At 61.6% G+C, this 24,947-nt stretch carries 24 protein-coding genes; 10 read left to right on the forward strand and 14 right to left on the reverse strand.

The window, feature by feature from the left end:
- Positions 1-2 precede the first annotated feature (2 nt).
- The 3 genes from K6118_RS04500 to K6118_RS04510 all read right to left on the reverse strand — a co-directional run bounded on the left by K6118_RS04500 (position 3) and on the right by K6118_RS04510 (position 3,541).
- Positions 3-1,208: an acetyl-CoA C-acetyltransferase gene (locus K6118_RS04500; protein WP_247119024.1), complete on the reverse strand. Its 1,206-nt coding sequence runs from the start codon at positions 1,206-1,208 to the stop codon at positions 3-5.
- Positions 1,209-1,228: 20 nt separating this feature from the next.
- Positions 1,229-3,022 carry an acyl-CoA dehydrogenase C-terminal domain-containing protein gene (locus K6118_RS04505; RefSeq protein ID WP_247119025.1) on the reverse strand — a complete coding sequence of 598 codons (1,794 nt, stop codon included), beginning with the start codon at positions 3,020-3,022 and terminating at the stop codon, positions 1,229-1,231.
- 63 nt (positions 3,023-3,085) lie between these two features.
- Complete coding sequence (locus tag K6118_RS04510) at positions 3,086-3,541, reverse strand: MerR family transcriptional regulator (RefSeq protein WP_247119026.1); 456 nt, start codon at positions 3,539-3,541, stop codon at positions 3,086-3,088.
- A gap of 228 nt (positions 3,542-3,769) precedes the next feature.
- Between K6118_RS04510 and K6118_RS04515 the strand changes: the two genes are divergently transcribed.
- The 4 genes from K6118_RS04515 (at position 3,770) to K6118_RS04530 (ending at position 6,899) form a co-directional block, all read left to right on the forward strand.
- The gene (locus K6118_RS04515) at positions 3,770-4,135 is read left to right on the forward strand and encodes an Mpo1-like protein (RefSeq protein WP_247119027.1); all 366 of its coding nucleotides are present in this window, start codon (positions 3,770-3,772) and stop codon (positions 4,133-4,135) included.
- Between the two features lie 122 nt (positions 4,136-4,257).
- Positions 4,258-5,103, forward strand: coding sequence for a hypothetical protein (locus tag K6118_RS04520; protein WP_247119028.1), 846 nt, complete (start codon positions 4,258-4,260; stop codon positions 5,101-5,103).
- A 96-nt stretch (positions 5,104-5,199) separates the two neighbouring features.
- Positions 5,200-6,141 (forward strand): sulfite exporter TauE/SafE family protein, encoded by a 942-nt coding sequence (locus K6118_RS04525; protein ID WP_247119029.1) that lies wholly within the window; start codon positions 5,200-5,202, stop codon positions 6,139-6,141.
- Positions 6,141-6,899 (forward strand): TIGR02186 family protein, encoded by a 759-nt coding sequence (locus tag K6118_RS04530; RefSeq protein ID WP_247119030.1) that lies wholly within the window; start codon positions 6,141-6,143, stop codon positions 6,897-6,899. Before K6118_RS04525 ends, K6118_RS04530 begins: the two co-directional genes overlap by 1 nt.
- A gap of 11 nt (positions 6,900-6,910) precedes the next feature.
- Here K6118_RS04530 and K6118_RS04535 read toward each other — a convergent pair whose 3' ends face one another.
- Positions 6,911-7,180, reverse strand: coding sequence for a sulfurtransferase TusA family protein (locus K6118_RS04535; RefSeq protein WP_247119031.1), 270 nt, complete (start codon positions 7,178-7,180; stop codon positions 6,911-6,913).
- A 158-nt stretch (positions 7,181-7,338) separates the two neighbouring features.
- Between K6118_RS04535 and K6118_RS04540 the strand changes: the two genes are divergently transcribed.
- Positions 7,339-8,211 carry an SDR family oxidoreductase gene (locus tag K6118_RS04540; RefSeq protein ID WP_247119032.1) on the forward strand — a complete coding sequence of 291 codons (873 nt, stop codon included), beginning with the start codon at positions 7,339-7,341 and terminating at the stop codon, positions 8,209-8,211.
- A 27-nt stretch (positions 8,212-8,238) separates the two neighbouring features.
- Here the strand turns inward: K6118_RS04540 and K6118_RS04545 are convergent, their stop codons facing one another.
- The 4 genes from K6118_RS04545 to K6118_RS04560 form a co-directional block, all read right to left on the reverse strand.
- The gene (locus K6118_RS04545; protein ID WP_247119033.1) at positions 8,239-9,024 is read right to left on the reverse strand and encodes a helix-turn-helix transcriptional regulator; all 786 of its coding nucleotides are present in this window, start codon (positions 9,022-9,024) and stop codon (positions 8,239-8,241) included.
- A gap of 241 nt (positions 9,025-9,265) precedes the next feature.
- Positions 9,266-9,490 carry a hypothetical protein gene (locus K6118_RS04550; RefSeq protein ID WP_247119034.1) on the reverse strand — a complete coding sequence of 75 codons (225 nt, stop codon included), beginning with the start codon at positions 9,488-9,490 and terminating at the stop codon, positions 9,266-9,268.
- Between the two features lie 231 nt (positions 9,491-9,721).
- Positions 9,722-10,417 carry a dethiobiotin synthase gene (gene bioD, locus K6118_RS04555; protein ID WP_247119035.1) on the reverse strand — a complete coding sequence of 232 codons (696 nt, stop codon included), beginning with the start codon at positions 10,415-10,417 and terminating at the stop codon, positions 9,722-9,724.
- Positions 10,414-11,571 (reverse strand): aminotransferase class I/II-fold pyridoxal phosphate-dependent enzyme, encoded by a 1,158-nt coding sequence (locus K6118_RS04560; RefSeq protein ID WP_247119036.1) that lies wholly within the window; start codon positions 11,569-11,571, stop codon positions 10,414-10,416. Before K6118_RS04560 ends, bioD begins: the two co-directional genes overlap by 4 nt.
- Positions 11,572-11,805: 234 nt before the next feature.
- On the opposite strand from K6118_RS04560, the gene bioB reads away from it, so the two are divergent.
- Together bioB and K6118_RS04570 are read left to right on the forward strand one after the other, a co-directional pair.
- Positions 11,806-12,759 carry a biotin synthase BioB gene (bioB, locus tag K6118_RS04565; protein ID WP_343269908.1) on the forward strand — a complete coding sequence of 318 codons (954 nt, stop codon included), beginning with the start codon at positions 11,806-11,808 and terminating at the stop codon, positions 12,757-12,759.
- A gap of 3 nt (positions 12,760-12,762) precedes the next feature.
- The gene (locus tag K6118_RS04570; RefSeq protein ID WP_247119037.1) at positions 12,763-14,022 is read left to right on the forward strand and encodes an adenosylmethionine--8-amino-7-oxononanoate transaminase; all 1,260 of its coding nucleotides are present in this window, start codon (positions 12,763-12,765) and stop codon (positions 14,020-14,022) included.
- A 21-nt stretch (positions 14,023-14,043) separates the two neighbouring features.
- On the opposite strand, the gene K6118_RS04575 is transcribed toward K6118_RS04570, so the two are convergent.
- The 6 genes from K6118_RS04575 to K6118_RS04600 form a co-directional block, all read right to left on the reverse strand.
- Positions 14,044-15,390, reverse strand: coding sequence for a methyl-accepting chemotaxis protein (locus tag K6118_RS04575; RefSeq protein WP_247119038.1), 1,347 nt, complete (start codon positions 15,388-15,390; stop codon positions 14,044-14,046).
- Between the two features lie 180 nt (positions 15,391-15,570).
- Positions 15,571-16,542: a zinc transporter ZntB gene (locus tag K6118_RS04580; RefSeq protein WP_247119039.1), complete on the reverse strand. Its 972-nt coding sequence runs from the start codon at positions 16,540-16,542 to the stop codon at positions 15,571-15,573.
- A complete protein-coding gene (locus tag K6118_RS04585; RefSeq protein WP_247119040.1) occupies positions 16,539-17,522 on the reverse strand; it encodes a mechanosensitive ion channel family protein in 984 nt (327 codons plus the stop codon). The genes K6118_RS04580 and K6118_RS04585 overlap by 4 nt, the downstream gene beginning before the upstream one ends.
- Before the next feature lie 165 nt (positions 17,523-17,687).
- Complete coding sequence (locus K6118_RS04590) at positions 17,688-18,440, reverse strand: Bax inhibitor-1/YccA family protein (RefSeq protein WP_247119041.1); 753 nt, start codon at positions 18,438-18,440, stop codon at positions 17,688-17,690.
- A 120-nt stretch (positions 18,441-18,560) separates the two neighbouring features.
- On the reverse strand, positions 18,561-21,095 hold the full coding sequence (locus K6118_RS04595) for an ABC transporter permease (RefSeq protein WP_247119042.1): 2,535 nt from the start codon (positions 21,093-21,095) through the stop codon (positions 18,561-18,563).
- Positions 21,092-21,817, reverse strand: coding sequence for an ABC transporter ATP-binding protein (locus tag K6118_RS04600; protein WP_247119043.1), 726 nt, complete (start codon positions 21,815-21,817; stop codon positions 21,092-21,094). Before K6118_RS04600 ends, K6118_RS04595 begins: the two co-directional genes overlap by 4 nt.
- A 77-nt stretch (positions 21,818-21,894) precedes the next feature.
- On the opposite strand from K6118_RS04600, the gene K6118_RS04605 reads away from it, so the two are divergent.
- The 3 genes from K6118_RS04605 (at position 21,895) to K6118_RS04615 (ending at position 24,946) form a co-directional block, all read left to right on the forward strand.
- Positions 21,895-22,569: an arylesterase gene (locus tag K6118_RS04605; protein WP_247119044.1), complete on the forward strand. Its 675-nt coding sequence runs from the start codon at positions 21,895-21,897 to the stop codon at positions 22,567-22,569.
- Between the two features lie 53 nt (positions 22,570-22,622).
- Positions 22,623-23,225: an RNA 2',3'-cyclic phosphodiesterase gene (gene thpR / locus K6118_RS04610; protein WP_247119045.1), complete on the forward strand. Its 603-nt coding sequence runs from the start codon at positions 22,623-22,625 to the stop codon at positions 23,223-23,225.
- 149 nt (positions 23,226-23,374) lie between these two features.
- Positions 23,375-24,946, forward strand: a complete 1,572-nt coding sequence (locus K6118_RS04615; RefSeq protein ID WP_247119046.1) for an alkaline phosphatase D family protein — start codon at positions 23,375-23,377, stop codon at positions 24,944-24,946.
- The last annotated feature ends 1 nt before the right edge of the window (position 24,947 follow it).

The raw sequence follows: 24,947 nt of genomic DNA on the forward strand, positions 1-24,947 counted from the left end.
CGTTACACACGTTCGATGATGGTGGCGGTGCCCATGCCGGCGCCGATGCAGAGCGTGGCGAGCGCGGTGGACTTGCCCGACCGCTCCAGCTCATCCAGCACGGTGCCGAGGATCATGGCGCCGGTGGCCCCAAGCGGGTGGCCCATGGCGATGGCGCCGCCGTTCACGTTCATGTCCGAATGGTCGACATTCAGGGCTTCCATGAAGCGGAGGACGACCGACGCGAAGGCTTCGTTAAGCTCCCACACGTCAATGTCGGACGCGGTCATGCCGGCGCGCTTGAGTGCCTTCTGGGCCGCGAATTCCGGACCGGTGAGCATGATCGTCGGCTCGGAGCCGATCGAGGCGGCAGCGCGGATACGGGCACGCGGCTTCAGGCCGAGGCGCTCACCTGCTTCCTTGGTGCCGACGAGGATCGCGGAGGAGCCGTCCACGATGCCGGAGCTGTTGCCGGCGTGGTGAACGTGGTTGATCTTTTCGAACTCCGGATATTTCTGCAAGGCGACATTGTCGAAGCCCAGGTCACCCATCTGGATGAAGGACGGCTTCAGGGCGCCAAGCGACTGCATGGTGGTTTCCGGCCGCATATGTTCGTCATGGTCGAGCACGGTCATGCCGACAACGTCTTTGACCGGCACGATGGATTTGGCGAAGCGATTGTCATCCCAGGCGGCTTTCGCGCGCTTCTGGCTTTCGACCGCGTAGGCGTCCACGTCATCGCGGCTGTGGCCGTATTTGGTGGCAATCAGGTCGGCCGAAATGCCCTGCGGCACAAAGTAGCTGTGGAAGGCAACCGACGGGTCCACCGGCCAGGCGCCGCCGTCCGAGCCCATGGGCACGCGGCTCATGCTTTCGACACCGCCACCGATGGCCATGTCGGCCTCGCCGGAGATAACCTTTGCGGCAGCGATGTTCACGGCTTCAAGACCTGAGGCGCAGAAGCGGTTGACCTGGAAACCGGCGGTGGTTTCGGCGTAACCGGCGTTGATGGCGGCGACGCGGGCGATATCCGCGCCCTGTTCACCGACCGGCGACACGCAGCCGAGGATCACGTCGTCAACCGCCGAGGTGTCGAGGTCATTCCGGTCCCGGACGGCTTGCAGCATCTGGGTCGCCAGCTGGATCGGCGTGATCTCATGCAGGCTGCCATCGGCGCGACCGCGGCCGCGGGGCGTGCGGACTGCGTCGTAAATATAAGCTTCGGTCATTCTCTTAAGCTCCCTTGGAATTAGAAGTTGGCGGCATCAAGCGCCATGACTTCGTCGGCACCGGCTTCAAGTTCTGCAAGCAGCGCCCCCGTTTCAGGCATGCGGCGTTTCATGTAGTAGCGGCCGGTCACAAGCTTGGTTTCATAGAAGGTAGGATCGTCCGTGCCTGCGTCCAGCGCGTCGGCGGAAACTTTTGCCATTTTGGTCCACATCAGGCCCAGAAGCACATGGCCGAACAGGTGCATATAGGCAACCGAACCAGCCCCGGCGTTGTCCGGGTTGGCCATGCCGTTCTGCATCAGCCACATGGTTGCGGCCTGAAGGTCCTTGAGGCCAGCGCCCAGGGCGTCGGTGAAGGGACGCAGGCGGTCATCGCCCTTGGCGGCTTCCCGCACTTCGGTGGCATATTTGAAGAAGGCCTGCATGCCGCGGCCGCCGTTGGCGCCCAGCTTGCGGCCAACGAGGTCAAGCGCCTGGATGCCGTTGGTGCCTTCGTAAATCTGGCAGATACGGCTGTCGCGTACGAACTGTTCCATGCCGTGTTCGGCAATATAGCCGTGGCCGCCGAACACTTGCTGGGCGTTGACTGCGTTCTCGAAGCCGCGGTCGGTGAAGACGCCCTTGATGACCGGGGTCATCAGGCTGACCATGTCATCGGCCCACTGGCGCTCTTCCTCGGTTTCAGCCTTATGGCTCAGGTCGACCAGCAGCCCGCACCACAGCGCGGCGTTCCGTGCGGCCTCATTGAAGGATTTGCTGTTCATCAGCATGCGGCGCACGTCCGGGTGCACGATGATCGGGTCGGCCGGTTTGTCCGGGGTTGCTGCGCCCTTGAGCGAGCGGCCCTGAATACGGTCTTTCGCATAGTCGACCGCGTTCTGGTACGACACTTCCGAATGCGACAGGCCCTGGATACCAACGCCGATCCGCGCCGCGTTCATCATGATGAACATGGAGCGGAGGCCCTTGTTGGCTTCGCCGATCAGGTAGCCGGTGGCGCCGTCATAGTTCAGCACGCAGGTCGAGTTGCCGTGGATGCCCATCTTTTCCTCGATCGACCCGCAGACGACACCGTTGCGGTCGCCCAAGGTACCTTCGTCATCGACCATGACTTTAGGGACGAGGAACAGCGAAATGCCTTTCACGCCCTTGGGGGCATCGGGCAGGCGTGCGAGCACCAGGTGGATGATGTTCTCAGCCAGGTCATGTTCGCCCGCCGAGATGAAGATTTTGGTGCCGGTGACTTTATAGGACCCGTCTTCCTGCGGCTCGGCTTTGGTGCGCAGAAGGCCAAGGTCGGTGCCGCAATGCGGCTCGGTGAGGTTCATGGTGCCGGTCCAGCGGCCCTCGATCATCGGCGGCAGGAACTTGTTCTTGAGTTCATCCGAGCCGTCAATGTTGATGGCGGCGATGGCGCCTGCGGCCAGGCCATTATACATGGCGAAGCTGTGGTTGGCCGAAACCATCATTTCCTCAAGGCAGAAGCCGAGGACGTGGGGCAGGCCTTGTCCGCCATATTCCGGGTCCTGGGTCAGGCCGGCCCAGCCGCCTTCGACGAATTTCTCGTAGGCTTCCTTGAAGCCCTTCGGTGTGGTGACCGAGCCGTCTTCGTGGCGGGTGCAGCCTTCCTGGTCACCCGAATGGTTGATCGGCTGAAGCTCGTTTTCGCAGAATTTAGCCGCTTCATCGAGGATCGCGTTCACAAGGTCGGGGGTTGCGTCGGCAAAGCCGGGCAGGTTCGAATACTGACCGATGTTCAGCACGTCATTCAGCAGAAAAAGCTGGTCTTTCACAGGGGCGCGATAAATAGGCATGATAATCCTCAGATAGTGGGTTTGATCTTTATGGTCTGTTGAAAGCGGGGGGAGAGCGGTGGCTCAGGCGGTTTTCCGGGGCGCGTAAACGCCCAGGGGCTCGCCCGTGTCACGGCGGACCCAGGTCCCGGTCTTCCGGTTTTTCTTCAGGTTGGCCAGGAGTTCGCAGAACTCCTGCAGCTCATCGATGGTGGCGTTGATGTCGTCACGCTGGGCTTCAAGCGCGTCGATCCGGTCACGGCAGCGTTCGATGGTGACGGCGCGCTGGGTTTCCCGCCCGTCGCCGACGTCATAGAGATCGAGCATTTCACCGACTTCCTGCAGGCTGAAGCCGACGCGCTTGCCGCGCAATATCCAGGCGAGGCGCGCATGGTCGGCGCCACTATAGATGCGGTTCTGTCCCTGGCGTTCGGGCAGAAGCAGCCCCTGGTCCTCATAGTGCCGCAAGGTCCGGGGCGTGACCCCAAACTCATCGGCGAGTTCTTTGATGCTGTATGTCTTCGACGCGACCGTGGTCATGTCACCCTTCCCTTAACTTAATGCACGTCATTAGGTAGTTGACGTTAACGTTAACGTCAAGTCCCGTAAAGATGCCGGATAGATCGGATTTGCTAGGGGCTTGGTTTCGCACTATATTTTCTGGACGGGAGAGTTTGATTTTAACGGGAGGTCTGGGAGGCCGTAGCGGAAACGGCAGCGACTCAGACTGCAAGCGCCTGGATAGCAGCGCTTTAAGGGGAGACCAAAATGGCACCGAAATTCGAGAGTTTCAGGGAATTTTTCCCTTATTATCTGGCAGAGCACGCCAACCCGGTATGCCGCTCGCTTCATTATGTCGGCACTTTGTTGGCCACCGCGGTGTTCGCCTATGCGCTCTATAGCCGCACCTGGTGGCTGCTGCTCGTCTACCCGCTGATCGGCTACGGCTTCGCCTGGGTCGGCCATTTCGTGTTTGAGAAAAACAAGCCCGCCACCTTCGATTATCCCCGCTGGTCGCTGATCGGCGATTATAAGATGCTCGGTCTGTGGCTCACCGGTCGCTTGGCGCCCGCGATGGAAGACGCGCTCGAAAAACATGGCCGCCGCAACAGCAAAGGGGCCGCCGCCCACTGACGGTTATGTCGCTGCGGATACGTGCCCATCGGCAGGGTTTGTCTACAATTTAATTTATATTGTTGTCTTCATGCGCCCGTGCCAAAAGCAAGCGTTGGGTGGCGTGACTTTCGAGGATGGCAATGGGCAGCAGTGAAGGGCGGGTGCAACAAGCTGGCGTGCGGACGAAAATCCTTTTTTCGCCACAGCCGAGTTGGGAACCTGCGCTTAGGTACTTTCTGCCCGGCCTTTCCCTGACATTCCTCCCATTCGACACGCCGGGGCTGGACCCTGATGCCTATGATATTGTGGTGCCGTTGTCGATCGAGTGGGAACGCTGGCTGAACCAATCTGCACCAGGGGCGTTTGCCAGCCGGGCCCTGTTCCCTTCGGACGAGGTGATCTCACTGTGCGATGACAAGGTCGCTTTCTCTCGCTTCATGGTCGCCAAGGGGTTAGGCAATTATGTGCCCGCTATCGGTGGTGACACTGGCTATCCTTATGTCCTCAAGCAGCGGCATGATGTGTGGGGTAGATATACCAAGGTCATCGCGGAACCGGCGGATGAAGCAGCCCGCTTGAAAGAGCTTGAGCCCGGGGAATGGTTCAAACAACAATTCATGCCAGGCAGAGATGAATTCACAACGCATATGCTTGTCTCGGAAGGCTTTGTCGTCTTTGCCTGCACAGTCAAATACGAGTTCGCCAAAGATCAGCATGTGCATAGTAAAGGCGACCAGCCCACGAGGCGGTCCGTTGTGGATCACGGACATTTATACCGCCTGTTTGCCGGTATTCTCGGGCTCTTGGGCTACGAAGGCCTGTGTTGCGTTGACTATAAGCTGGCTGACGGGGTGCCGAAGATTTTCGAGATCAACCCGCGAATGGGGGCGTCGCTGTGTTATGCGGCTGGTCCAGCCATGCAAAGCTATCAGAATGCCGTGGCGCGCCGCTTTTTGAGTCAGCAGCCAGAAGCCCGGCGGGCTTAAGGGCGCAATTCTGTCGGCTTTATTTGCATTTGCGGGTAAGTTTGGGTACCACAGAAAAATAAGCCTTTTCTGTCCTCTTTTTAGGTCGGATTCAGCATGACCCTTTATCTACCCATCGCTGAGCTTTCGATGAATGTTTTCATTGTGCTCGGTATGGGAGGTCTTGTGGGCTTCCTTTCTGGGGTTGTCGGCGTCGGTGGCGGCTTCCTGATGACCCCGCTCCTGATCTTTATCGGCATCCCGCCCGCGGTGGCGGTGGCGACACAGTCCAACCAGATCACCGCGGCATCGGTTTCCGGCGTGGTCGCCCATTGGCGGCGCGGGACAGTTGACGTCAAGATGGGCGTGGTGCTGATCGTCGGCGGCGCCATGGGGTCCTTCATGGGCGCGACCGCCTTTTCCTACCTGCGCGCGCTTGGCCAGGTCGATCTCCTGATCTCGCTCGCTTACGTCCTGTTCCTCGGCGCCATCGGCGGTTTGATGTTCTGGGAAAGCGTGCGTGCGATCGTCCGGGCGCACCGCGGCTATGTGCCGCCGCGTAAACCGCGGGAGGACCGGCACAAGGCGTGGATCCACGCGCTGCCCTTCAAGATGCGCTTCCGCAAGTCCAAACTTTTTATCTCGGCGCTGTTGCCGCTGGCGATCGGCATGTTCGTCGGCCTTCTGTCCGCCATCATGGGCGTCGGCGGCGGCTTCATCATGCTGCCGGCGATGATCTATCTCCTCAATATGCCGACCAATGTGGTGATCGGGACCTCACTGTTCCAGATCATCTTCGTCACCGCGCTCACGACCGTGTTCCATTCGGTTAATACGCAGACGGTGGATATCTTCCTCGCCATGCTGCTCCTGCCCGGGGCCGTCATCGGCGCACAATTGGGCGCGCGCGTCGGCGTCCGGCTGAAGGGCGAGCAGCTCCGCGCCATCCTGGCTGTGTTGGTTCTCATCGTCTGCGTCAAGGTCGCGCTCGGCCTTGTGGTACAGCCGGATGAGGTCTATTCGGTGGCCGATGTGGATGAGACGGGAGGGCAGCACTGATGCGCATCCGTCTTGCCGTCTTTCTCGCGCTATTCTTCGGGGTTCTGGCCTCGCCCACGCACGCGCTGGTGACCGATCTTTCGAACCGGCATATCGAAATCCGCTACAGCTTCTCAGGCGCGGACCTCATTCTGTTCGGCGCGGTCGGCGCGACGCCGATCGGGGCGCCGCATGACCCCTATGATGTGGTGATCGTTGTCCGCGGGCCCGAACTGCCGACCCTGGTCCGGCGCAAGGAGCGCGTGGGCGGTGTGTGGATTAACCGGCATGTGGCCAGGTTCCCGTCCGCGCCCGGCTATTATGCCGTCGCCACCAACCGGCCGCTCAATGAAATCGCGGCGCCGACCGTGTTCGCGACCTACGGAATCGGTTACGAAAACCTGCCGCTTGTGGCCGAAAGCCCGCGCGGCCTGGTGGCGCCGGACCCGAACTTCAGGAAGGCGCTTTACCGGCTCAGGAGCGAAGAGGGCCTGTACCGCCAGGGCCTCGATACCGTCAACCTGATCTCGGAAGGCCTGTTCCGGACAGACGTGCACCTGCCCGCGAATGTGCCGATCGGCGAGTTCCAGGTCGATACCTTCCTGTTCCAGCAAGGCAGCCTGAAGGCGCGCAACCGCATTAACCTGACTGTGGGCAAGGAAGGGTTTGAGCGCACGGCTTATACCTTCGCCCACTCGTACCCGTTCTTTTACGGCATCACGGCGGTGTTCGTGGCATTGTGCGCGGGCTGGCTGGCCGGGGTTATCGGCCGCAAATAGGCCGCTTAGGGCTACTCGCTTTCGCTTTCGCTTCCGCGGTCGCCTTTTTCAATTTCGAACAGATATTTGCCGTCCTGGACGTGGGCCATGATCAGCGCATGGCCGGCCATGCGGCAGAAGGCGGGCATGTCATGCACAACAGCCGGGTCGGAGGCGACGACGAGCAGCATGTCCCCGGTGTTCAGCTCATCCAGTTTACGGCGGGCGCGCAGGACGGGCATCGGGCATAACATGCCGGTGACATCCAGGCGGGCCGCAAAACGATCTTCGGGGGTCTTCACTACTCTACTCAACCTTTGGCTTGGTTTGGCGCAGGCGGAAACTGCGCTACCATCATGTTGATTAAGAATAAAGTTAATTTCTCAATACCACGTTAACGGTCCCGTGATCGCGGGGGTGTGCGGTGGTTGGGAAAGGCATCAAGGGAAAGGGCAGCAGCATGTTTCAAAACGACCTGATGAAAGGGCAGCGTATCCTGGTTACCGGCGGGGGCACCGGGCTCGGCAAAGCCATGACCGAACGCTACATGAGCTTAGGGGCCGATTGCGTCATCTGGGGCCGGCGCAGTGGTGTTCTCGAAGAAACCGCCGCCGAGCTTATGGCCAAAACCGGCGGCGTGTGTGAGGCCATGGCGGTCGATATCCGTGACCCGATGGCGATTGAGGCCGCGGTGGAAGCCATTTGGGACAAGGCGCCGCTCACCGGCCTCGTCAACAACGCCGCGGGCAATTTCGTCTCGCGCACGGAAGACCTGTCGCCCAACGCGTTCAACGCCATCGCCAGCATCGTCATGCACGGCACCTTCAATGTCACCAACGCGGTGGGCAAGCGCTGGCTTGAGGGTGGCCTCAAGGGCAACATCCTCTCGATCGTCACCACCTGGGTTTGGACCGGGTCGGCTTATGTGGTGCCGTCCGCCATGTCGAAGGCGGGCGTTGCCGCGATGACCCAGTCGCTGGCGGTTGAATGGGGCAACCGGGGCATTCGCCTCAATGCCATCGCGCCGGGGCCGTTCCCGACCAAGGGCGCGTGGGACCGGCTGATGCCGGGCACGGGCGAAGGCCGGGACTATATCGACACCGTGCCGATGAAACGGGTGGGGGAGTATGGTGAGCTTGCCAACCTCGCCACCTTCCTGATGGCGCCGGGGGCGGATTATGTTACCGGGCAGATCATCGCCATCGACGGCGGCCAGATGCTGACCGGCGGCGGCACTTTCTCCATGCTCGAACAGCTCACGGACGACCAGTGGCAGATGATGCGCGCCCAGGTCAAAAGCGCCAATGAAGCCAGCCGCAAGGAACGCGGCTGACCGGCACGGGGGCGTAAAGGCCGGGGTCTATTCGTGCAGGAGGCCGAGCCTCAGCGCCATGGGCAGGATTTCGCGGGTTGAGGAAACCGCAAGGGCTTCGCGCAGTTCCTTGATGTGGAAGCTGACGGTGGGGGCGGAGACCCCCATCCGGTCCGCGATCTGGCTGTTGGTATAACCGGCATACAGCTGTTCCAGCACTTCAAGCGGACGACCCTTGATGCCGACCTTCGCGGCCCGCTCCCGCCGTTCGAGCGGCTGGTAGAAGGTGTGCATATAAAGCGCTGCCAGATGCACCTGGTTGCCGTATTCGGCCATGATCTCACGCAGGCGGTCTATCGGCTCGGCACAGTGAAAGGAAACCTCGCCGTGGCTGCGGCTGAGCGGGTGGTAAAGCGGGAAGCCGATGGCCGAACGGATGCCATAATGCGCGGCCCGCGCCAGAAGATGATCATAATCGGCATAGTTGGGGTCGTTAGGGTCAAGAATTTCCCGCGCCATATAAAGTGGCTGCATGGAATGGGTCTCGATCTGATGGAGCATCGGGTGGATGTTCTGATAGTTCCGGGCCAGGTATTCCTGCACGGCCTCCTTGGGCAAGGTGGTGATCCAGGTGCGGCCCGAAAGCGCTGCCTTGAGCGAGACGGTATCGCCGGTTTCAACTTCTTCGACCGTGGACCGGGGGGACATATAGCCGTAGCCATAACTGGCAGCCTTGAAGCCGCGTTCGGTGATGTAATCCAGAAGTAGTTGCCATACTTCGTGGCTGGTTTCGGCTTTCTCCATCTGGCCGATCAGCGTGCTAACGCTTTCCACTGAATTTGCTCCAAACTGACAATCGTTACTGATGCATTGTCCGCGTCAAGTAGGGCACAAGGTGCCGGGGCAAGCAACAGAAACTTCCCAAGGATAATCTCTGGTTTAGGTGCGCGGGGAACTAGAAGGCCCGCTCCCGGGTCAGGGAGCGGGCCTTTGACCGGAGTTGGGTTTGCTCCGGTCTTAACGGGCGGTTTGGGTGCCGGGTGCTGAGAGAAGCCCGCCCGTTATCTCTTGAATTTTAGTGAAGGACCACTTCGTCCGGCCGCATGGAACCGGCGGCGCGTTCGGTCAGATGCTGATGGATCGACAGCCACAGGCTGAAGCCTTCCTCATCCCCGAGCGCCTTCATCTTGACGAGGGCTTCATCGGCATAGACGAGTGCTTTCAGGCCAAGGTTTTTGAGGAGATTGTCTGCAACAAGACCGAAATAGAAATTGGGGTCGAAGGCTTGAGGCTGTTGCATGATATGGCTCCTTGGCAATGCGAACTGGGGCTCGGGTCAACTTGCCTAAGGAGAGAGCAACAGCCGTGCCAGTTTTGCCATTCGCCGGAAAACCGGGGGCTTGCACAGGATTGATCCGGAAGTGGCCATCCGCAGCGGCCTGTCAAGAGGACAAAGCTGCCGGGCGGGCGGCAAAAACAGTCGGTAAGGCTTGCCTGTGGGAAACCGGTTTATGGAGGTGTGTGGGGCGGGTCAGACCGCGGGCGGGTCCAGCTCGACAAGGCCTGTCAGGTCCGGCGCCTGTTGCCAGGGTTCAGCCCCGTGAAGGCGGGGAATGCCGATGACGGGAAGCTTGGTCCAATGGCGGATTTCGGCCAGCGTATCGTCAAAATCAGGGGTGTCGCCCGTGCTTTCGCTTACGACGATGCCGCGCACGTCAAGCCCGCGCGCCTGCATGGCCTCCAGCGTGGAAATAATGTGGGACAGCGTGCCCAGGTAGCTGCCCGCCACGATGATGGCGCTGAGGTCCAGGTCCCCAATCCAGTCGGCGACCAGCTTGTCGTCAGTCAGCGGCACGAACGCACCGCCGACGCCTTCAACCAGCGTGAAGACGGGATGGTCAATCACCTTCCGGCAGGTCTCGATCAGCAGGTTATAGTCCAGCACCTTGCCTTCAAGCGAGGCCGCCATCGAGGGCGCAAGTGGGGCCTTGTAGCGGAAGGGCGAAATGGTATCGAGCGTGGCTTCATCAAGCCCCTGGCCCATGGCGGAGGCGATGATTGCGGTGTCGGTGCCCTCCATCTCACCCTCGGTGATGCCGCTGATGATCGGCTTGATCGCACCGACCACATGGCCCGCCTGCCGCAGCTGGTGGGTGAGTGCAGCCGTGACCAGCGTCTTGCCGATCTCGGTGCCGGTAGCGGTGATGAATAGGCCTTTCATGGTCATCTATTTAACCCCAGTTTTGTCGCAACTTCAATCAGCCGGGCGACATCTTCGTCCCGGTGGCTCGCCGAAAAGCTGAACCTGAGGCGCGAGGTGCCTTCAGGCACGGTCGGCGGCCGGAAGGCGATCACCTTGAAGCCTTCGTCCGCCAGCCTGGCCGAGGCCGCAAGCGCGTCGGTTTCGGTGCCGATCACCAAGGGGACAATCGGCGTTTCCGGCGTGGGCAGGCCCATGGCGGACGCGAACGTGCGGGCAAGCTTCACCGGCCGCGCCACCATCTCGGCATCGCTTTCAATCAGCTCCAGCGCCTTGAGGGCCGCGCCCACCGCTGCGGGTGGCAGGCCGGTGGTGTAGATGAAGGACCGCGCGCGGGTCTTCATCAGGTCGATCACCGGCTTGGATGCCGCGAGATAGCCGCCGTAGGCGCCAACCCCTTTCGAAAGCGTCCCCATCTGCAAGGGCACAAGGCCTTCCGCGCCGGTGGCGTGGGCAGACCCGCGCCCGCCGCCGATGGTACCAAGCGCGTGGGCGTCATCATTCATCAGCCAGGCGTCGTGCGCCAGGGCAAGTTCGCCGAGGTCCTTGAGCGGGGCAATGTCACCGTCCATCGAATAAACGCCGTCGACGACAATGAGGGCGCGTCCGTGGTTCCCGCGTTCGCGCGCCATCAATTCTGTCGCATGTGCAACATCATTATGGCGGAAGGTAAGGACCCGCGCGCGGCTCAGCTGCATCCCGGCGTGGATGCAGGTGTGGACCAGTTCATCGGCGAGGATCAGGTCATCCTTGCCAACCAGCGTCGGGATAATGCCGACATTGGCGAGGTAGCCGGAGCCGAACACGCAGGCATCCTCCGTGCCCTTGATGGCGGCGATCTTCGCTTCGAGCGCGGCATACAGCGGGTGGTTGCCGGTCACCAGCCGGCTTGCGCCTGCGCCTGCGCCGTAGCGCGCGGCGGCGTCGCGCGCGGCTTCAACCACGTCCGGGTGGGTTGAAAGACCGAGATAATCATTGTCGGTGAAGCTGATAAGCGAAGGGCCGCCTGCGACCGACAGCGCCATCGCGGCCGTCCGTTCCGTATCGACAAGGCGGCGGCACTGGTTCTTGGCTTCAAGGGCCGCGAGTTTTTGGACGGCAAAATGGTTGAGGCTCAGCATTGGGCTCCCTTTCCTGCCCGCCTTCCCTAAGGCTAGGGGACCGTACCGTCAAGTTAGCTTTTGCGCCGCTCACGCCTCAGTGTTTTTGCTTGACTTCGGCCCTGCCCCCCGCGAGGGTGCCGCCAAATGGTCGTAAAACCAAAAACAAGGAAGAGGCCCATCATGAACGCCCCGATCACCGTCACCCAGGAAGACAAACAGCCCCAGCAATCTCCTGTCGCCGGCGCGCCCGCCATGGATGCCCCCGTAAGGCATGACTGGACGCCCGATGAGATCATGGCGCTGTTCGACAAGCCGTTCATGGACCTTGTCTATGAGGCGCAGGGCGTTCACCGGCTCTATCACGACCCCAACAAAGTGCAGTTGAGCCAGCTTATCAGCATCAAGACCGGTGGCTGCGCCGAGGATTGCTCCTACTGCTCGCAGTCGTCCAAGCACCAGAAGACCACGGGGCTTTCCGCCACCAAGCTGATGGAAGTTGAGCGTGTGGTCGCCGCGGCGAAGAAGGCCAAGGCCGGTGGCGCCAGCCGCTACTGCATGGGCGCCGCCTGGACCAGCCCGAAGGAGCGCGATATGGACACGCTCCTCGCCATGGTCGAAGGCGTAAAGGCCGAAGGGCTGGAAACCTGCATGACGCTGGGGATGCTGGACAAGTGCCAGGCAGACCGCCTGGCCGACGCGGGCCTCGACTATTACAACCATAATGTCGACACGTCGGAAGAATTTTACGGCGAGATCATCACCACCCGCACTTATCAGGAACGGCTGGATACGCTCGCGCATGTGCGCGCGGCGGGCATCAATGTCTGTTCGGGCGGCATCGTCGGCATGGGCGAAAAGCGCGAGGACCGCGCGGGCATGCTGCGTACGCTCGCCAACCTGCCGGAGCATCCGCAAAGCGTGCCGATCAACATGCTGGTCGCCGTGCCAGGCACGCCGCTTGAAAATGTCGACAAGCTCGACCCGTTCGAGTTCGTCCGCACCATCGCGGTCGCCCGTATCATGATGCCCAAGTCGGAAGTCCGTCTCTCCGCAGGCCGTCAGGAAATGTCGGAGGAATTGCAGTCGCTCTGTTTCCTCGCGGGTGCGAGCAGCATCTTCTATGGCGAGCAGCTCCTGACCACGGCGAACCCGGAAAACAACAAGGACATGGCCCTTTTCGCGAAGCTGGGCCTGAAGCCGGCGTAAATCATGACCGGCACTCCTGATTGGTTCCGTGAGGGCGCAGAGCATATCTGGCTGCCCTACACGCAGATGAAAACCGCGCCCGCGCCGCTCCCTGCGGTCAAAACCGAGGGCGTGCGCATCACGCTCGCGGACGGGCGGGAGCTGATCGACGGCATCGCCAGCTGGTGGGCCGCAGCGCACGGCTATAACCATCCGCACATCCTTCAGGCAGTGAAGAGCCAGCTTGAGACCATGCCGCACGTGATGTTCGGCGGGCTGGTCAACGAACCCGCGCTCAAGCTTTCCACCCGCCTCGCGGCGATGCTGCCGGGGGACCTGAACCGCTGCTTCATCGCCGAATCCGGCTCGGTGTCGGTGGAGGTCGCCATGAAGATGGCAGCGCAATATTATCTGAATCGGGGTGAGCGCAGGTCCAAGTTCGTGCATTTTCGCGGCGGCTATCATGGCGATACGCTCGGCACCATGTCGGTCTGCGATCCGGATGAGGGCATGCACGGCCATTTCAAGGGGCTCCTGAAGGAGAACCTGCTGGCTAACCTGCCGCGCACCGAGGCGGAAGCCGCAGCCTTCACCGATTTTCTGATCGCCAACAAGGACGACGTGGCGGCCGTGATCACCGAGCCGCTGGTGCAGGGCGCGGCGGGCATGGTGTTCCATGGCCCGGAAACACTGCGCTGGCTGCGCGAAGCCTGCGATGCCGCCGATGTGCTTCTGATCGTCGATGAAATCTTCACTGGCTTCTACCGGACCGGCACCCAGTTCGCCATTACCCAGGCCGGTATCGTGCCCGATATCGTCACGCTTTCGAAGGCGCTGTCCGGCGGGGTATCGCCCCTGTCGGTCGCAGTTGCGCGCGATGCGGTGTTCGATGCCTTCTATGACGATGACCCGCTGAAGGCGCTGATGCATGGGCCCACCTATATGGGTCATGCGCTCGGCTGCGCCGCCGCCAATGCCTCGCTCGACCTGTTCGAGCGGGAAGACTACGGCGTGCGGGTCACTGCCATCTCGGATCAGCTCGCCACCGAGCTAGCGCCGTGCCGGTCGCTCCCCAACGTCAAGGACGTGCGGGTTAAAGGCGCGATCGGCGTGGTGCAGCTTGAGGACGCCTCAGCCATCCAGGCACTTCGCGCCAAATTCGTCGAGGTGGGTGTGTGGATCAGGCCGTTCCATGACATCGTCTACCTGACGCCGTCGCTGACCATCGGGGCGGACGACCTCAGTTTCCTGACGAATGCTATTCACAAGGTGCTGAGCATCTGACTTTTAGCGTGCCCCTGCAGGTCAGGCGGCGTGTTCCTGTCTGGCGGAACCACCAGCCAGCGCTTTGTCGGCAATGTCATCCAGAAGCCGCATGACTTCTTTTGATGCCTCGCAGGCTTCATGAACACATTCGATGGCCCCGCTGAGGTCCCCCATATTGTAGCAGCGGACGGCTTCGATGCCCGCGGCATGAACATGGCGGTGTGGGTCCTGCAGCGCGTGCCATTCCGGCAAGGCGGTGAAGGCCGGGTCTTTCTGGGTGTCGTACCATTTGCCGAGACGGCAGCCATGGTGGTCCAGAAGCTCGTCGGCATTCAGTTGGGCACGCCCGGCCAGCATCTGCGACAGCTTGCGCATCCAGACCATATGGTCCGACTTGGCGGCATAGACGGTGGCGACCTTGCCGGCGCGGTCCATCAGCGGCGGCATCGCATCCACGGCGGTCTGTTCCGAGCCTTCCAGCATGGTGATGACCTCTTCCACGCTGGCGACGTTCTTGGTGCACATCTCGGCAATCACCGCCACACCTTCGGAGACTTCCTGCGAGGCCTGGGTCTGCTGGGTCAGCGTGGCACTGACTTCCTGCACCCGCAGGATGACATTGTCGACCTGGGCGGAAATCTGGCGGATTTCTTCACCCGAGGTGTGAATAATATCGCGCCCACGCGCCACCCGTTCGCCGCCTTCATGCATGGAGGTGACGATGGCGGCCATGTCGGACCGCAGGTGGTTGATGCGCTCGCGGATCACCTCGGTTGCCTTGGCTGTCTGGTTGGCGAGGCTTTTGACCTCCCCGGCGACGACCGCGAAACCTTTACCAGCCTCCCCCGCGCGGGCGGCTTCGATGGTGGCGTTGAGCGCCAGCAGGTTGGTCTGCTTGGCGATGTCCTCGATTTCCTTGACGATGGCGCCGATCTGCTCGGACGCGGCGGAGAGGGAATCGACCTTTTTGGCGGCCCCTTCCACGGCATCGGCGATTTCTTCCATGGTTCGTTCAGCGCCTGCTGCGGCCTCGGTACCGCGGGCCGCGCTCTCGGCGACATGGCCCACTTCATCGGCCACGCCTTCGGCGCTTTCTGCAATGGAATTGACGGATGCTGCCAGTTCTTCCACCGCGGCGGCAATGGTCTGGGACTGGCTGTCCACTTCCTTGATCTCGCGCACCATCTCCGCAACGCTGGTGACACTGCTTGTGGTCGTCACCGCCATATCGACCGTACGGGCGAGGCTGGAGATCGCGCGCTTTTGGCTGGTTATGGCAAGGCTTTTGATTTTTTGGGTGAGGGGGTCGTGCCCTTCCGGCACATCGTCAAAACGGCCTTCGATCAACAGATCGATCAGGCCTTCCACGTCCGAACGCTCGGTCATAACTGCTCCCATGTCAGATGGGGAAGCTGTGCTCCCGCACTGGCCTCCGCCCGTCTCTTCTCCCCCGCAGATGCACCTGTTTCCAGGCCGCATAGCGACAGATACAATATTTAAAATTCTAGGGAAATCGGAAAAATCAATTTCTGGTAGCTAGGCATGGTGAGGTGGTGGAATGCCGTTCTAAAGCCAGCCGCCGCGCCGGAAATAGAGGAGAAGCGCGACCGCGACGCTGACACATCCGGCGGTGACCCACCAGAAGGCGGAGGCATCGTTCGCCCCCGGCATGCCGCCGACATTGATGCCCAAAAGCCCGGTCAGGAAACTGAGCGGCAGGAAGATCGCCGCAACGATGGACAGGGTATACATGTTGCGGTTCAGCCGGTCCGAACTTTCGGCCACAAGCTGTTCCTGGCTGAACTGCAGGCGTTCGCGCGCGGCGTCCAGATCCTCGATATGACGGGCAAGAACGGCATGGCCTTCGCGCAGGCGCCTTGTCGCCTTCTCGCCCAGCCATTCGACCGCCAGTTCGCGCAGTTCGCCAACGGCCTGCCTGAGCGGGGTGAGATACCGGCGCAGCGCCAGCACACGCTGGCGCAGGTCGATAAGCGTGTGGCGCATTTCAATGTCGGCGCTTTTGAGCATGTCTTCCTCAAGCGCGTCGACTTCGTCGAGCAGGTCGTTCACCGGCGGGCCGAGGTTGTCGATGATATTGATGGTGAGACCGACGATAACCTCAGATGCCTTTGCGGGCTTGCCGCTCGCCTTCAGCCGGTCGATCAGCTTCTGCGCGGCAAAGACACGGCGGCGCTGACCGCTGATGATATGCCTGCCGTCGCTCCAGATACGCAGCGAGACCATATCCTCCGGTTCTGATTCCGGGTTCAGGTTGGCGCCCTTCAGGATGACCAGATATTCCTTGCCGAATTCTTCGACCCTCGGCCGGGTGTCCTCGGCGCACAGGGCGTCGATCGTGGTTTCGTCCAGGTAAGGGGCGGCCTTGTGGATCGCTTCCTTCGCGCCCTTGCCGGAGACGTCGAAATGCAGCCATACGGGCGGCATCTCCTCGCTCAGGCTGACTTCTTCGCCGCTCCCCGGTTCCTTTTGGTCGCCGGGGTCGAGATAATAGCAGTTGAGAAGCGCCTTCTTGCTCATGACTGGACCTCAGGGCTGACTGCGGCGGCAGGCAGGCCGCCCTTGATATGCAGGTCACGCTGCGGGAACGGAATTTCGATGCCGTTTTCCGCGAACTTGTGCCAGATCGCTTTCATGACGTCGGACTTGGGGCCGCGCCGGCCTTCGGTGACGTCATCGACCCAGAAATAGAGCGCGAAATTGACCGAGCTGTCCGCGAAGGCATCCAGGAAGCATTGGGGCTCCGGCTCATGGGCGCAGCGCGGATGTTCATGCGCGGCCTCCAGCAGCAGCTTTTCCACAAGATCGATATCGGAGCCGTAGGCGACACCGACCGGAATCTCGACCCGGCCTTTTTTGGTTGTCAGCGTCCAGTTGGTGACCCGGCCGGTGATGAAATCCTCGTTCGGCACCATCACCTCGCGGCCGTCGAAGGTCTCAATGAGGCTGTAGCGCGCGCTGGTGTGGCGGACGAAGCCCTGCGTGCCGTCGGAAAGCTCGATCAGGTCGTCGACCTCCACCGATTTTTCAACCAGCAGGATGATGCCTGAAATGAAGTTGGAGGTGATCTTCTGCAAACCGAAACCGACACCGATGCCGACCGCGCCGCCGAGCACGGCAAGCGCGCCGAGATTGATGCCGAGAAGGTCGATCGCCGAGATGCCGAACACCAGGTAAATCAGCAGCGTCAGCGCCTTGGCCAGCAGCGTGCGGTTGCTGGCGCGCACGCTGTGCAGCCGGTTCACCTGCTTTTCCGCCATGTCGGAGACAAGGCCCGCGAGCCACATGAACATGGCGACGATCAGAAGCGCCTTCACAAGCCGGTAAGGCGTGATGGAGACATCCATGAAATGGAAGGTCAGCGCCTCCGAATCGAGGAGGGTCTGGACAGGCGTGAGATAGCCGAGCGCCCCCGCGGCGAACAGCGCGGCGAGGAGGGCGAGAAACCCGAGCTTCGCCCAGGATGATTTCGGCAGAATGATCGACCCAAGGACCGACATAACGGCGGTAAGCTCCCCTATGAGTAGAATTTGGGCCATCATCCCCGAAAAAAGCCCGTTTGTCACGAGCTTAGCTGAAGCGCCCTTTGGGGGAGGGGTGGGGCAGGACAAAGAAAAAGCCCGGCCAAGAAGGCCGGGCTTTCCGTGTGGTTATGTCCCGCGCGTTTAGCGGCGGTCGCCCATGAGGCGCAGCAGCATCATGAACAGGTTGATGAAGTCGAGATAGAGGCTCAGGGCACCCATTACGGCGCCTTTGGCTGCCATTTCACCCGACTGCATGTGGAAGTAGCTGTCCTTGATACGCTGGGTATCGTAGGCGGTCAGGCCTGCGAAGATCAGCACACCGGCGACCGAGATGACAAACTCCAGCATCGTCGAATGCATGAAGATGTTCACCACGCTCGCGATGATCAGGCCGAAGAGGCCCATCATCAGGAAGGTGCCCATGCCCGAGAGGCTTTTCTTCGTCGTGTAGCCATACAGGCTCAGCGCGCCGAACGAGGCGGCGGTGATGAAGAAAGTACGGGCGATGCTGACATCAGTATAGATCCAGAAGATCGAGGCCAGCGACACGCCGAAGCAGGCGGCGAAAGCCCAGAAGATCATCTGAAGCGCTTGGGCGCTCAGCTTGTTGATACCGAAGCTCATCACCATCACGAACGCGAGCGGCGACAAAGTGGCAGCCCAGCCAAGCAGGGTCGGCTTCATCTGCATCCCGTACTGGGTCAGCTGCTGATGGAAAAACACACCGCTCAAGGCGTCGCTGTGTGCAACCAGCATGGCGATGATGCCTGTGAGCAGCACGCCGGAGGCCATATAGTTATAGACCTTCAGCATGTAAGCCCGAAGGCCTGCATCAAACTCGGCAGTTTGGGTGTGCGTGCGCGCACCCGTTTGGAAATTGTAACGTTCGACCATTTCTTCTCCCCTAAAGGGTTTATTGTCAGTTGCGCCTAATATGGGGATTAAACCCCCGGCTTGCAACAGATACCGGATGAAATTCCCGCCAGTTTCGGACGGACCGTTCCTGGCGCGCGATTACTCGTTCCGAAGTACCGCATTTGGCTTCACTGAAAGCGCCCGCCAGCTTGAGGCCATGCCGATCACAACGGTGACGACAAGGCTGACAGAAACGGTCAAAAGCATGGGCACGGGCAGGAAATGGAACTCCATTTCCATCACATGCTTCACCACGATCCAGCCCGCCAGGCTGCCGAGCCCGAGCGCGATCAGCGCGGTGATCAGGCCAATGAGCGCAAACTCCATCAGGTAGGCGCCCAGTACCTGTTTGCGGACCGCGCCGACCACCTTGAGGATGACGGAATCATACACCCGCTGGCGGAAGCCGGCGGCGATAGCACCGGCGAGCACCAGGATGCCCGCGATGATGGAAACAAGCGCGGTCGCGCGCACGGCGGTGCCGACCTGGCCGAGCATGTCATTGAACTTACTCAGCACATCCTTCATGCGCACGGCGGTGATGTTGGGGAAGGCGTTCGTGAGCACGCGGTGGGCGTTCGCCTCCGCATCCCCCGCGGCCTTCAGGGTCGCCATATAGGTATGGGGCGCGGCCCGCAGCGTATGCGGGTCAAACAGGATGACGAAGTTGAAGCCGAAGGTACCCCAGTTGATCTCCCGGAGCGAGGCGATGCGCGCCTTCACGTCGCGCCCGAGCACCGTGATGGTCATAGTGTCACCGACCTTGAGGCCGAGCCCGTCGGCGGCTTCCTTGCCGAGGCTGATCTCGGGCGGGCCGTCATAGCCCGCGGGCCACCAGTTGCCCGCGACCACATGGCTGCCTTTCGAGAGCGTGTCCATATAGCTGAGGCCCCGGTCGCCGCGCAGCACCCAGCGTACATTTTCCGCCACCTTTTTGGGGTCCGCGGGCACGCCGTTCAGCAGTTTGATGCGGCCACGCAGGGACGGCACGACGGTGACGTCACTCACGCCCGCAAGGCCCTTGGCGGTCTTTTCGAAATCGGCGAGCTGATAGCGCTGGATATCCAGCATGAAGAAAGCGGGCGCCACGCTCGGCACCTGGTCCTTGATGCGCTTGTCCATATTGCCTTCGATGAGTGCGAGCGTGGCGAACAGCGTGAGGCCGAGCCCGAGCGACAGGACGACGGCACCGGTGGCAGCACCGGGCCGGTGCAGGTTCGCGACCGCGAGACGCCTTAGCACGCCTTTGGGCCGGGGGGCGTGCGCTGCCGTGCGTTCAAGAAGCCAGCTCACGAAGCGGAGCAGAAGCAGCGTCAGCGCGGCGCCGCCCATGAACCCGGCGGCAAGCAGATGGTTGGTGGCAACCCCGACCGCGAGGGCGGCGATGGCGAGCGCGGCCATGATCACCAGCAGGATATAGCGCTTGCGCGGCCGCCGCTTTTCAGGCGCAACCAGCGCGCGGAACAGCCGCACGGCAGGCAGGTCCCGCGCTTTCGCAAGCGGCCAGACGGTGAAGGCGACGGTGATCAGGATGCCGTAAAGGGCCGCAAGCCCAAGCGCGACCGGGTAGACCCCGCCGTCCGGCCTGATGGGCAGGCTGTCCGGCAGGAAGCGGGCCAGGATGCCGGGCAGGAAGGCCCCCAGGATCAGCCCGGCCACGATGGCGGCAAAGCCGATCAGCAGCACCTGGGTGAAATAGGTCGCGAACACCGTACTGCCGGGCGCGCCCAAAATCTTGAGGGTGGCGATGGTGCGGGTCTTCCGGTCCATATAGCCCTTGACCGCGTTGCCGACACCGACGCCGCCGACCACCAGCGCGGAGATGCCGACGAGGGTCAGGAACATGCCCATCTGTTCGATGAAGCGGCGCATCCCCGGCGCGCCGTTTGACCGGTCACGCAAGCGCCAGGTGGCGTCCGGGAAGCGGGTTTTCAGGGCTTTCACCACCGTCTTCGGCGGCAGGGTTTCCGGCAGTTTGACCTTGTAATAATAGTTGACCAGGCTGCCGAGCGTCACGAGGCCGGTTTTCTCAAGGGCGGCGCGTCTTATCATTACGGTCGGGCCGAGCTCGAAGCCCATGTTGGCCTTGTCGGGCTCACGCCCAATAAAGGCGCGGATATCGGCGGTGATGTTGCCGAAGGTCAGCTTGTCGCCCAATTTCACGCCCAGTCTGTCAGCCAGCATCGGGTCCACCGCGGCGCCCCATGAACCTGCGCGTTCCTCAAACAGGGCGGCGTTATCAAGCTCCGGCGTGGTGACGAATTTGCCGTATAGCGGATAGGCGCTGTCGACCGCGCGCAGTTCCACAAGGGTCGAGCGGTCACCGCCCTGTTTTCGTGCCATGGTGCGCAGCCGGGCGGATTTGGACACCGTGCCCTGGCTTTCAAGATAGGCGAGCGCGTCAGGGGCGATCTGGTTCTGGAAAATATTGACCTCGATGTCCGCGCCGAGGATCGACCGGCCTTCCCGGTCCATGCCGTCTTCGATCGCGCGGGTCAGCGAGCCGACCGCAGCGATGGCGGCGACACCGAGGATCAGGCAGGCCACGAACACGCGGAAGCCGGACAGCCCGCCCCGGAGCTCCCGGATCGCCAGCCTTATGGCGACCGGCAGGCCTTCGTTGCGGCTGATCATGGCTTGGCCGTTTCAGCGACAGTGACGGAGGCGGTGTCGCCCGTGTCATCCACGATGCGGCCATCCGCCATTGAAATCACCCGGTCGCAGCGGTCCGCCAGGTTGGGGTCGTGGGTGACGAGCACGAGGGTGGAGCCGCGTGTCTTCGCCATGTCGAACAGCAGGTCGATTACCGCGCGGCCGGTCTTGCCGTCCAGGTTGCCGGTCGGTTCATCGCCAAACAGGATCGAGGGTTCAGGCGCCAGCGCGCGGGCCAGCGCCACGCGCTGCTGTTCGCCGCCCGAAAGCTGGGCCGGATAATGCTCCATCCGGTGGGCGAGGCCGACGTTTCCAAGCTCGTGTGCTGCGCGGTCGAAGGCATCGTTGATACCGGCGAGCTCCAAGGGCACGGCGACATTCTCAAGGGCGGTCATGGTCGGGATCAGGTGGAAGGCCTGCATCACGATGCCGATGCGGCTGAGACGGTGACGGGCCAGCGTGTCTTCATCAGCGCTTTCAAGGCGGAGGCCATCGACCGTGACGCTGCCTTCAGTGGCCTGCTCAAGCCCGGTCATCAGGCTCATCAGCGATGACTTGCCGGAGCCCGACGGCCCGACGATGCCGACGCTCTCGCCCTTCATGATACTGAAACCGATGTGCTTGAGGATGTTCACAGGCCCCGCCCCGGAGGAGAGGGTGAGGGAGACATCTTCAAGGGAGATGAGAGCCGTTTTGTCAGCCATTGTAATTTTCCGCCTTCGCTGCCACGTTTATAGGGTCAGATGTTTTTATCATTCAGGAAAAGGTAGGAGCGCCACCAATGCCGGTCAACCGCCAGCGTCGTCACTTTCTGTTGTTTTCCGCGCTTTTCACCCTTTTTTGTACGGTTTTCGCCCCGGCGCAGATCTTTGCTGCCGATAAAGCCGTGCCCGCCTACCGCATCCTCGCCTTTGGCGACAGCCTGACCGCGGGCTACGGCCTCAATGTCGGCGAAGGCTTCACCGAGGTGCTTCAGGCGTGGCTGACCACCCATATGGGCAAGCCGGTTGAGGTGGTGAATGGCGGTGTTTCGGGTGACACGTCCACCGGTGGCCGCTCCCGGCTTGATTGGGCACTGGGGGGCTTTAAGGACGGCAAGCCCGATCTGGTGATCCTGGAGCTCGGCGCCAATGACGGCCTGCGCGGCGTTGACCCGCACATCACCGCGGGGAATATCGATGCCATGGTGAAGACGCTGACGGACCGCGGCATCAAGGTGCTGGTCGCGGGCATGAAATCACCGCCGAACCTCGGGCAGGATTATGCCGATGTGTTCGACCCCATTTATGAGACCGTCGCCAAAAAATATGGCGCGATGCTGTATCCTTTCTTCCTTGACGGTGTCGCCGCCAACCCGGCGCTCAATCAGGCGGATGGGCTGCACCCGAACCCGAAGGGCGTAAAAATTGTCGTCGGACGCATTGGACCGGTGGTGCAGGCGGCACTTTTGCGCTAGAGTTAGTATGTCGGGCGGCCCTTAGCCCGATATCTTGATATAGGGGACAGGCTATGGTGCGTTTGTTTGTCGGCCTTGAACTACCGGACACCATGCGCGATGCGCTATGGGATGTCCGGGCAGGCGTGGAGGGCGCGCATTGGCAGCGCGATGATCAGCTCCACCTCACCCTCGCTTTCATCGGCGATGTTCCACACAAAGTCATGCGGGAAATAGAAGGCGAGCTGTCACGCGTCAGCTTCACGCCGTTCGCGCTTCAGCTCAAGGGTGTCGGTCTCTTCGGCAAGCCCGGTCAGCCGAAGGCCCTGTGGGCCGGGGTCGAGAACCCGGAGCCGCTGAGGCACTTGCATGAAAAGATCGTTCATGCCCTCGGCCGGATCGATGTCGAGGTGGAACGGCGCAAATACAAGCCGCATGTCACGCTCGCGCGCTTCCGCCGTGGGGCTTATGCCCGCATCGGCGACTGGCTCACCGAAAATGAAAAGCTGACCACCTTCCCTGAGACCATCGAGCATTTCACGCTCTTCTCCAGCCAGCTTACCCACCAGGGCTCCTACTATACCGCAGAGGCGCGCTTCGGCCGCGCGCTGGCGGGGGAGCCTGAGGCGGATGAGTATGATGAGCCCCATGCTTTCGCTGAGGCCCACGCCTGGTAAGCCCACTTTTCGCCGTCCGTCCGGGGCGGCGAAAACATATTTGTAAACTCCCTTTCCCAAGGTAAGGCTGAAGGGTATGACAGTGCTGTCATCCTTTTGTCACCCATAGGCTTTTAAGACGTATAGAGTCATTCGTTCGGGGAGTTATCATGAGCAAAATTTCACGGCGCGAGTTGATCCGCGCAGCTAGTCTTCTGGGTCTTGCGGCTTTCAGTCGCCCGGTCCTGGCAGTGCCACAGTGGATCACCGGCAAGCCCAGGTTCATCGATTACCCCTTCAAGCTCGGCGTCGCTTCGGGGGACCCAACCCCGACCGGTGTCGTCCTTTGGACCCGGCTGGCACCAGCGCCGCTTGACCGCACGGCCGTAGGGGCGGACCCGATCCCGGTCGGCTATGAAATCGCCGCGGATGACCGTTTCCGCAAGATCGTGCGGACCGGCCATGTGGTTGCCCACCCGGAAAACGCCCATGCCGTCCATGTCGATGTGGAAGGCCTCGAAAGCGGCAGGCCTTATTGGTACCGCTTCCGCGTAGGCGATGAGGTCAGCCCGGTGGGCCGTGCGATGACCGCCCCTGCCATGCTGGCGCCCACGGACCATCTCCGCTTCGCCGTGGCCTCCTGCCAGCATTATGAGCAGGGCTATTATACCGCCTACCGCGATATGGTGGCGCAGAACCCGGACCTGGTCGTGCACCTGGGCGACTATATTTATGAATTCAGCTATTCTGGCAGCAAAGTGCGGCGGGCTCCGGTTAAGGTGGCGCGCACGCTCGATGAATACCGCCTCCTCTATGCCACCTACAAACAGGACCCGGACCTGCAGGCCGCGCACGCGCACACCAGCTGGTACCTCAACTGGGACGACCATGAGGTGGCGAACGATTATGCCGGCATCTATGACGCCAAGTATGAGCCGACCAAGAGCTTCCTTCTGCGCCGCGCCGCCGCCTACAAAGCCTATTTCGAGCACCAGCCGCTGCGCCGCGCGGCCAAGCCGATCGGCCCGAACGCCTTTATGTACCAGCGCGCGGCTTTTGGTGATCTCCTCGAATTCAACATGCTGGATACCCGCCAGTACCGGGACGACCAGCCGTGCCAGACCCCGGAAAACGGCGGCTGGCGCCTGATCGACGACACCTGCAAGGAACGGCTGGACCCCAAACGCACCATTCTGGGGATGGAACAGGAACACTGGCTTCTCGGTGGCTCGGGCCTCGGGCGCAGGCCGGTCAAATGGAACGTCATCACGCAGGGGATGCTCTTCTCCAAGCATGACTTCAAGCTGGGGCCGGGAGAACAGTTCGGCAGCGAATATTGGGACGGCTATGTCGGCTCCCGCGACCGCGTGCTCGATGTCATCGAGAAGCGCAAGGTTTCGAACCCGGTTATCCTCGGCGGTGACGTGCACGCCTATTATGTCTGCGATGTGAAGAAGGATTTCGACGATCCGAAATCCGCGACGGTGGCGAGCGAGTTTGTCGGCACCTCGATCACCAGTGGCAACAGCCACCATTACCAGAATGTCAAATCGCTGCCTGACAACCCGCACATCAAGCTCTATGACGGCCGCTACCGCGGCTATATCCTGTGTGATGTCGACAAGAAGCGCTGGCAGAGCGACCTGCGTATCGTGAAGGACGTTACCTCGCCTGAGCTGAACGCCTCGGTGCTCAAAAGCTATGTGGTTGAAGACGGCGTGGCCGGGCCGCAGGAAGCGTAAG

Origin of the sequence: Kordiimonas marina, assembly GCF_023006325.1 — a bacterium.
GTDB lineage: Bacteria > Pseudomonadota > Alphaproteobacteria > Sphingomonadales > Kordiimonadaceae > Kordiimonas > Kordiimonas marina.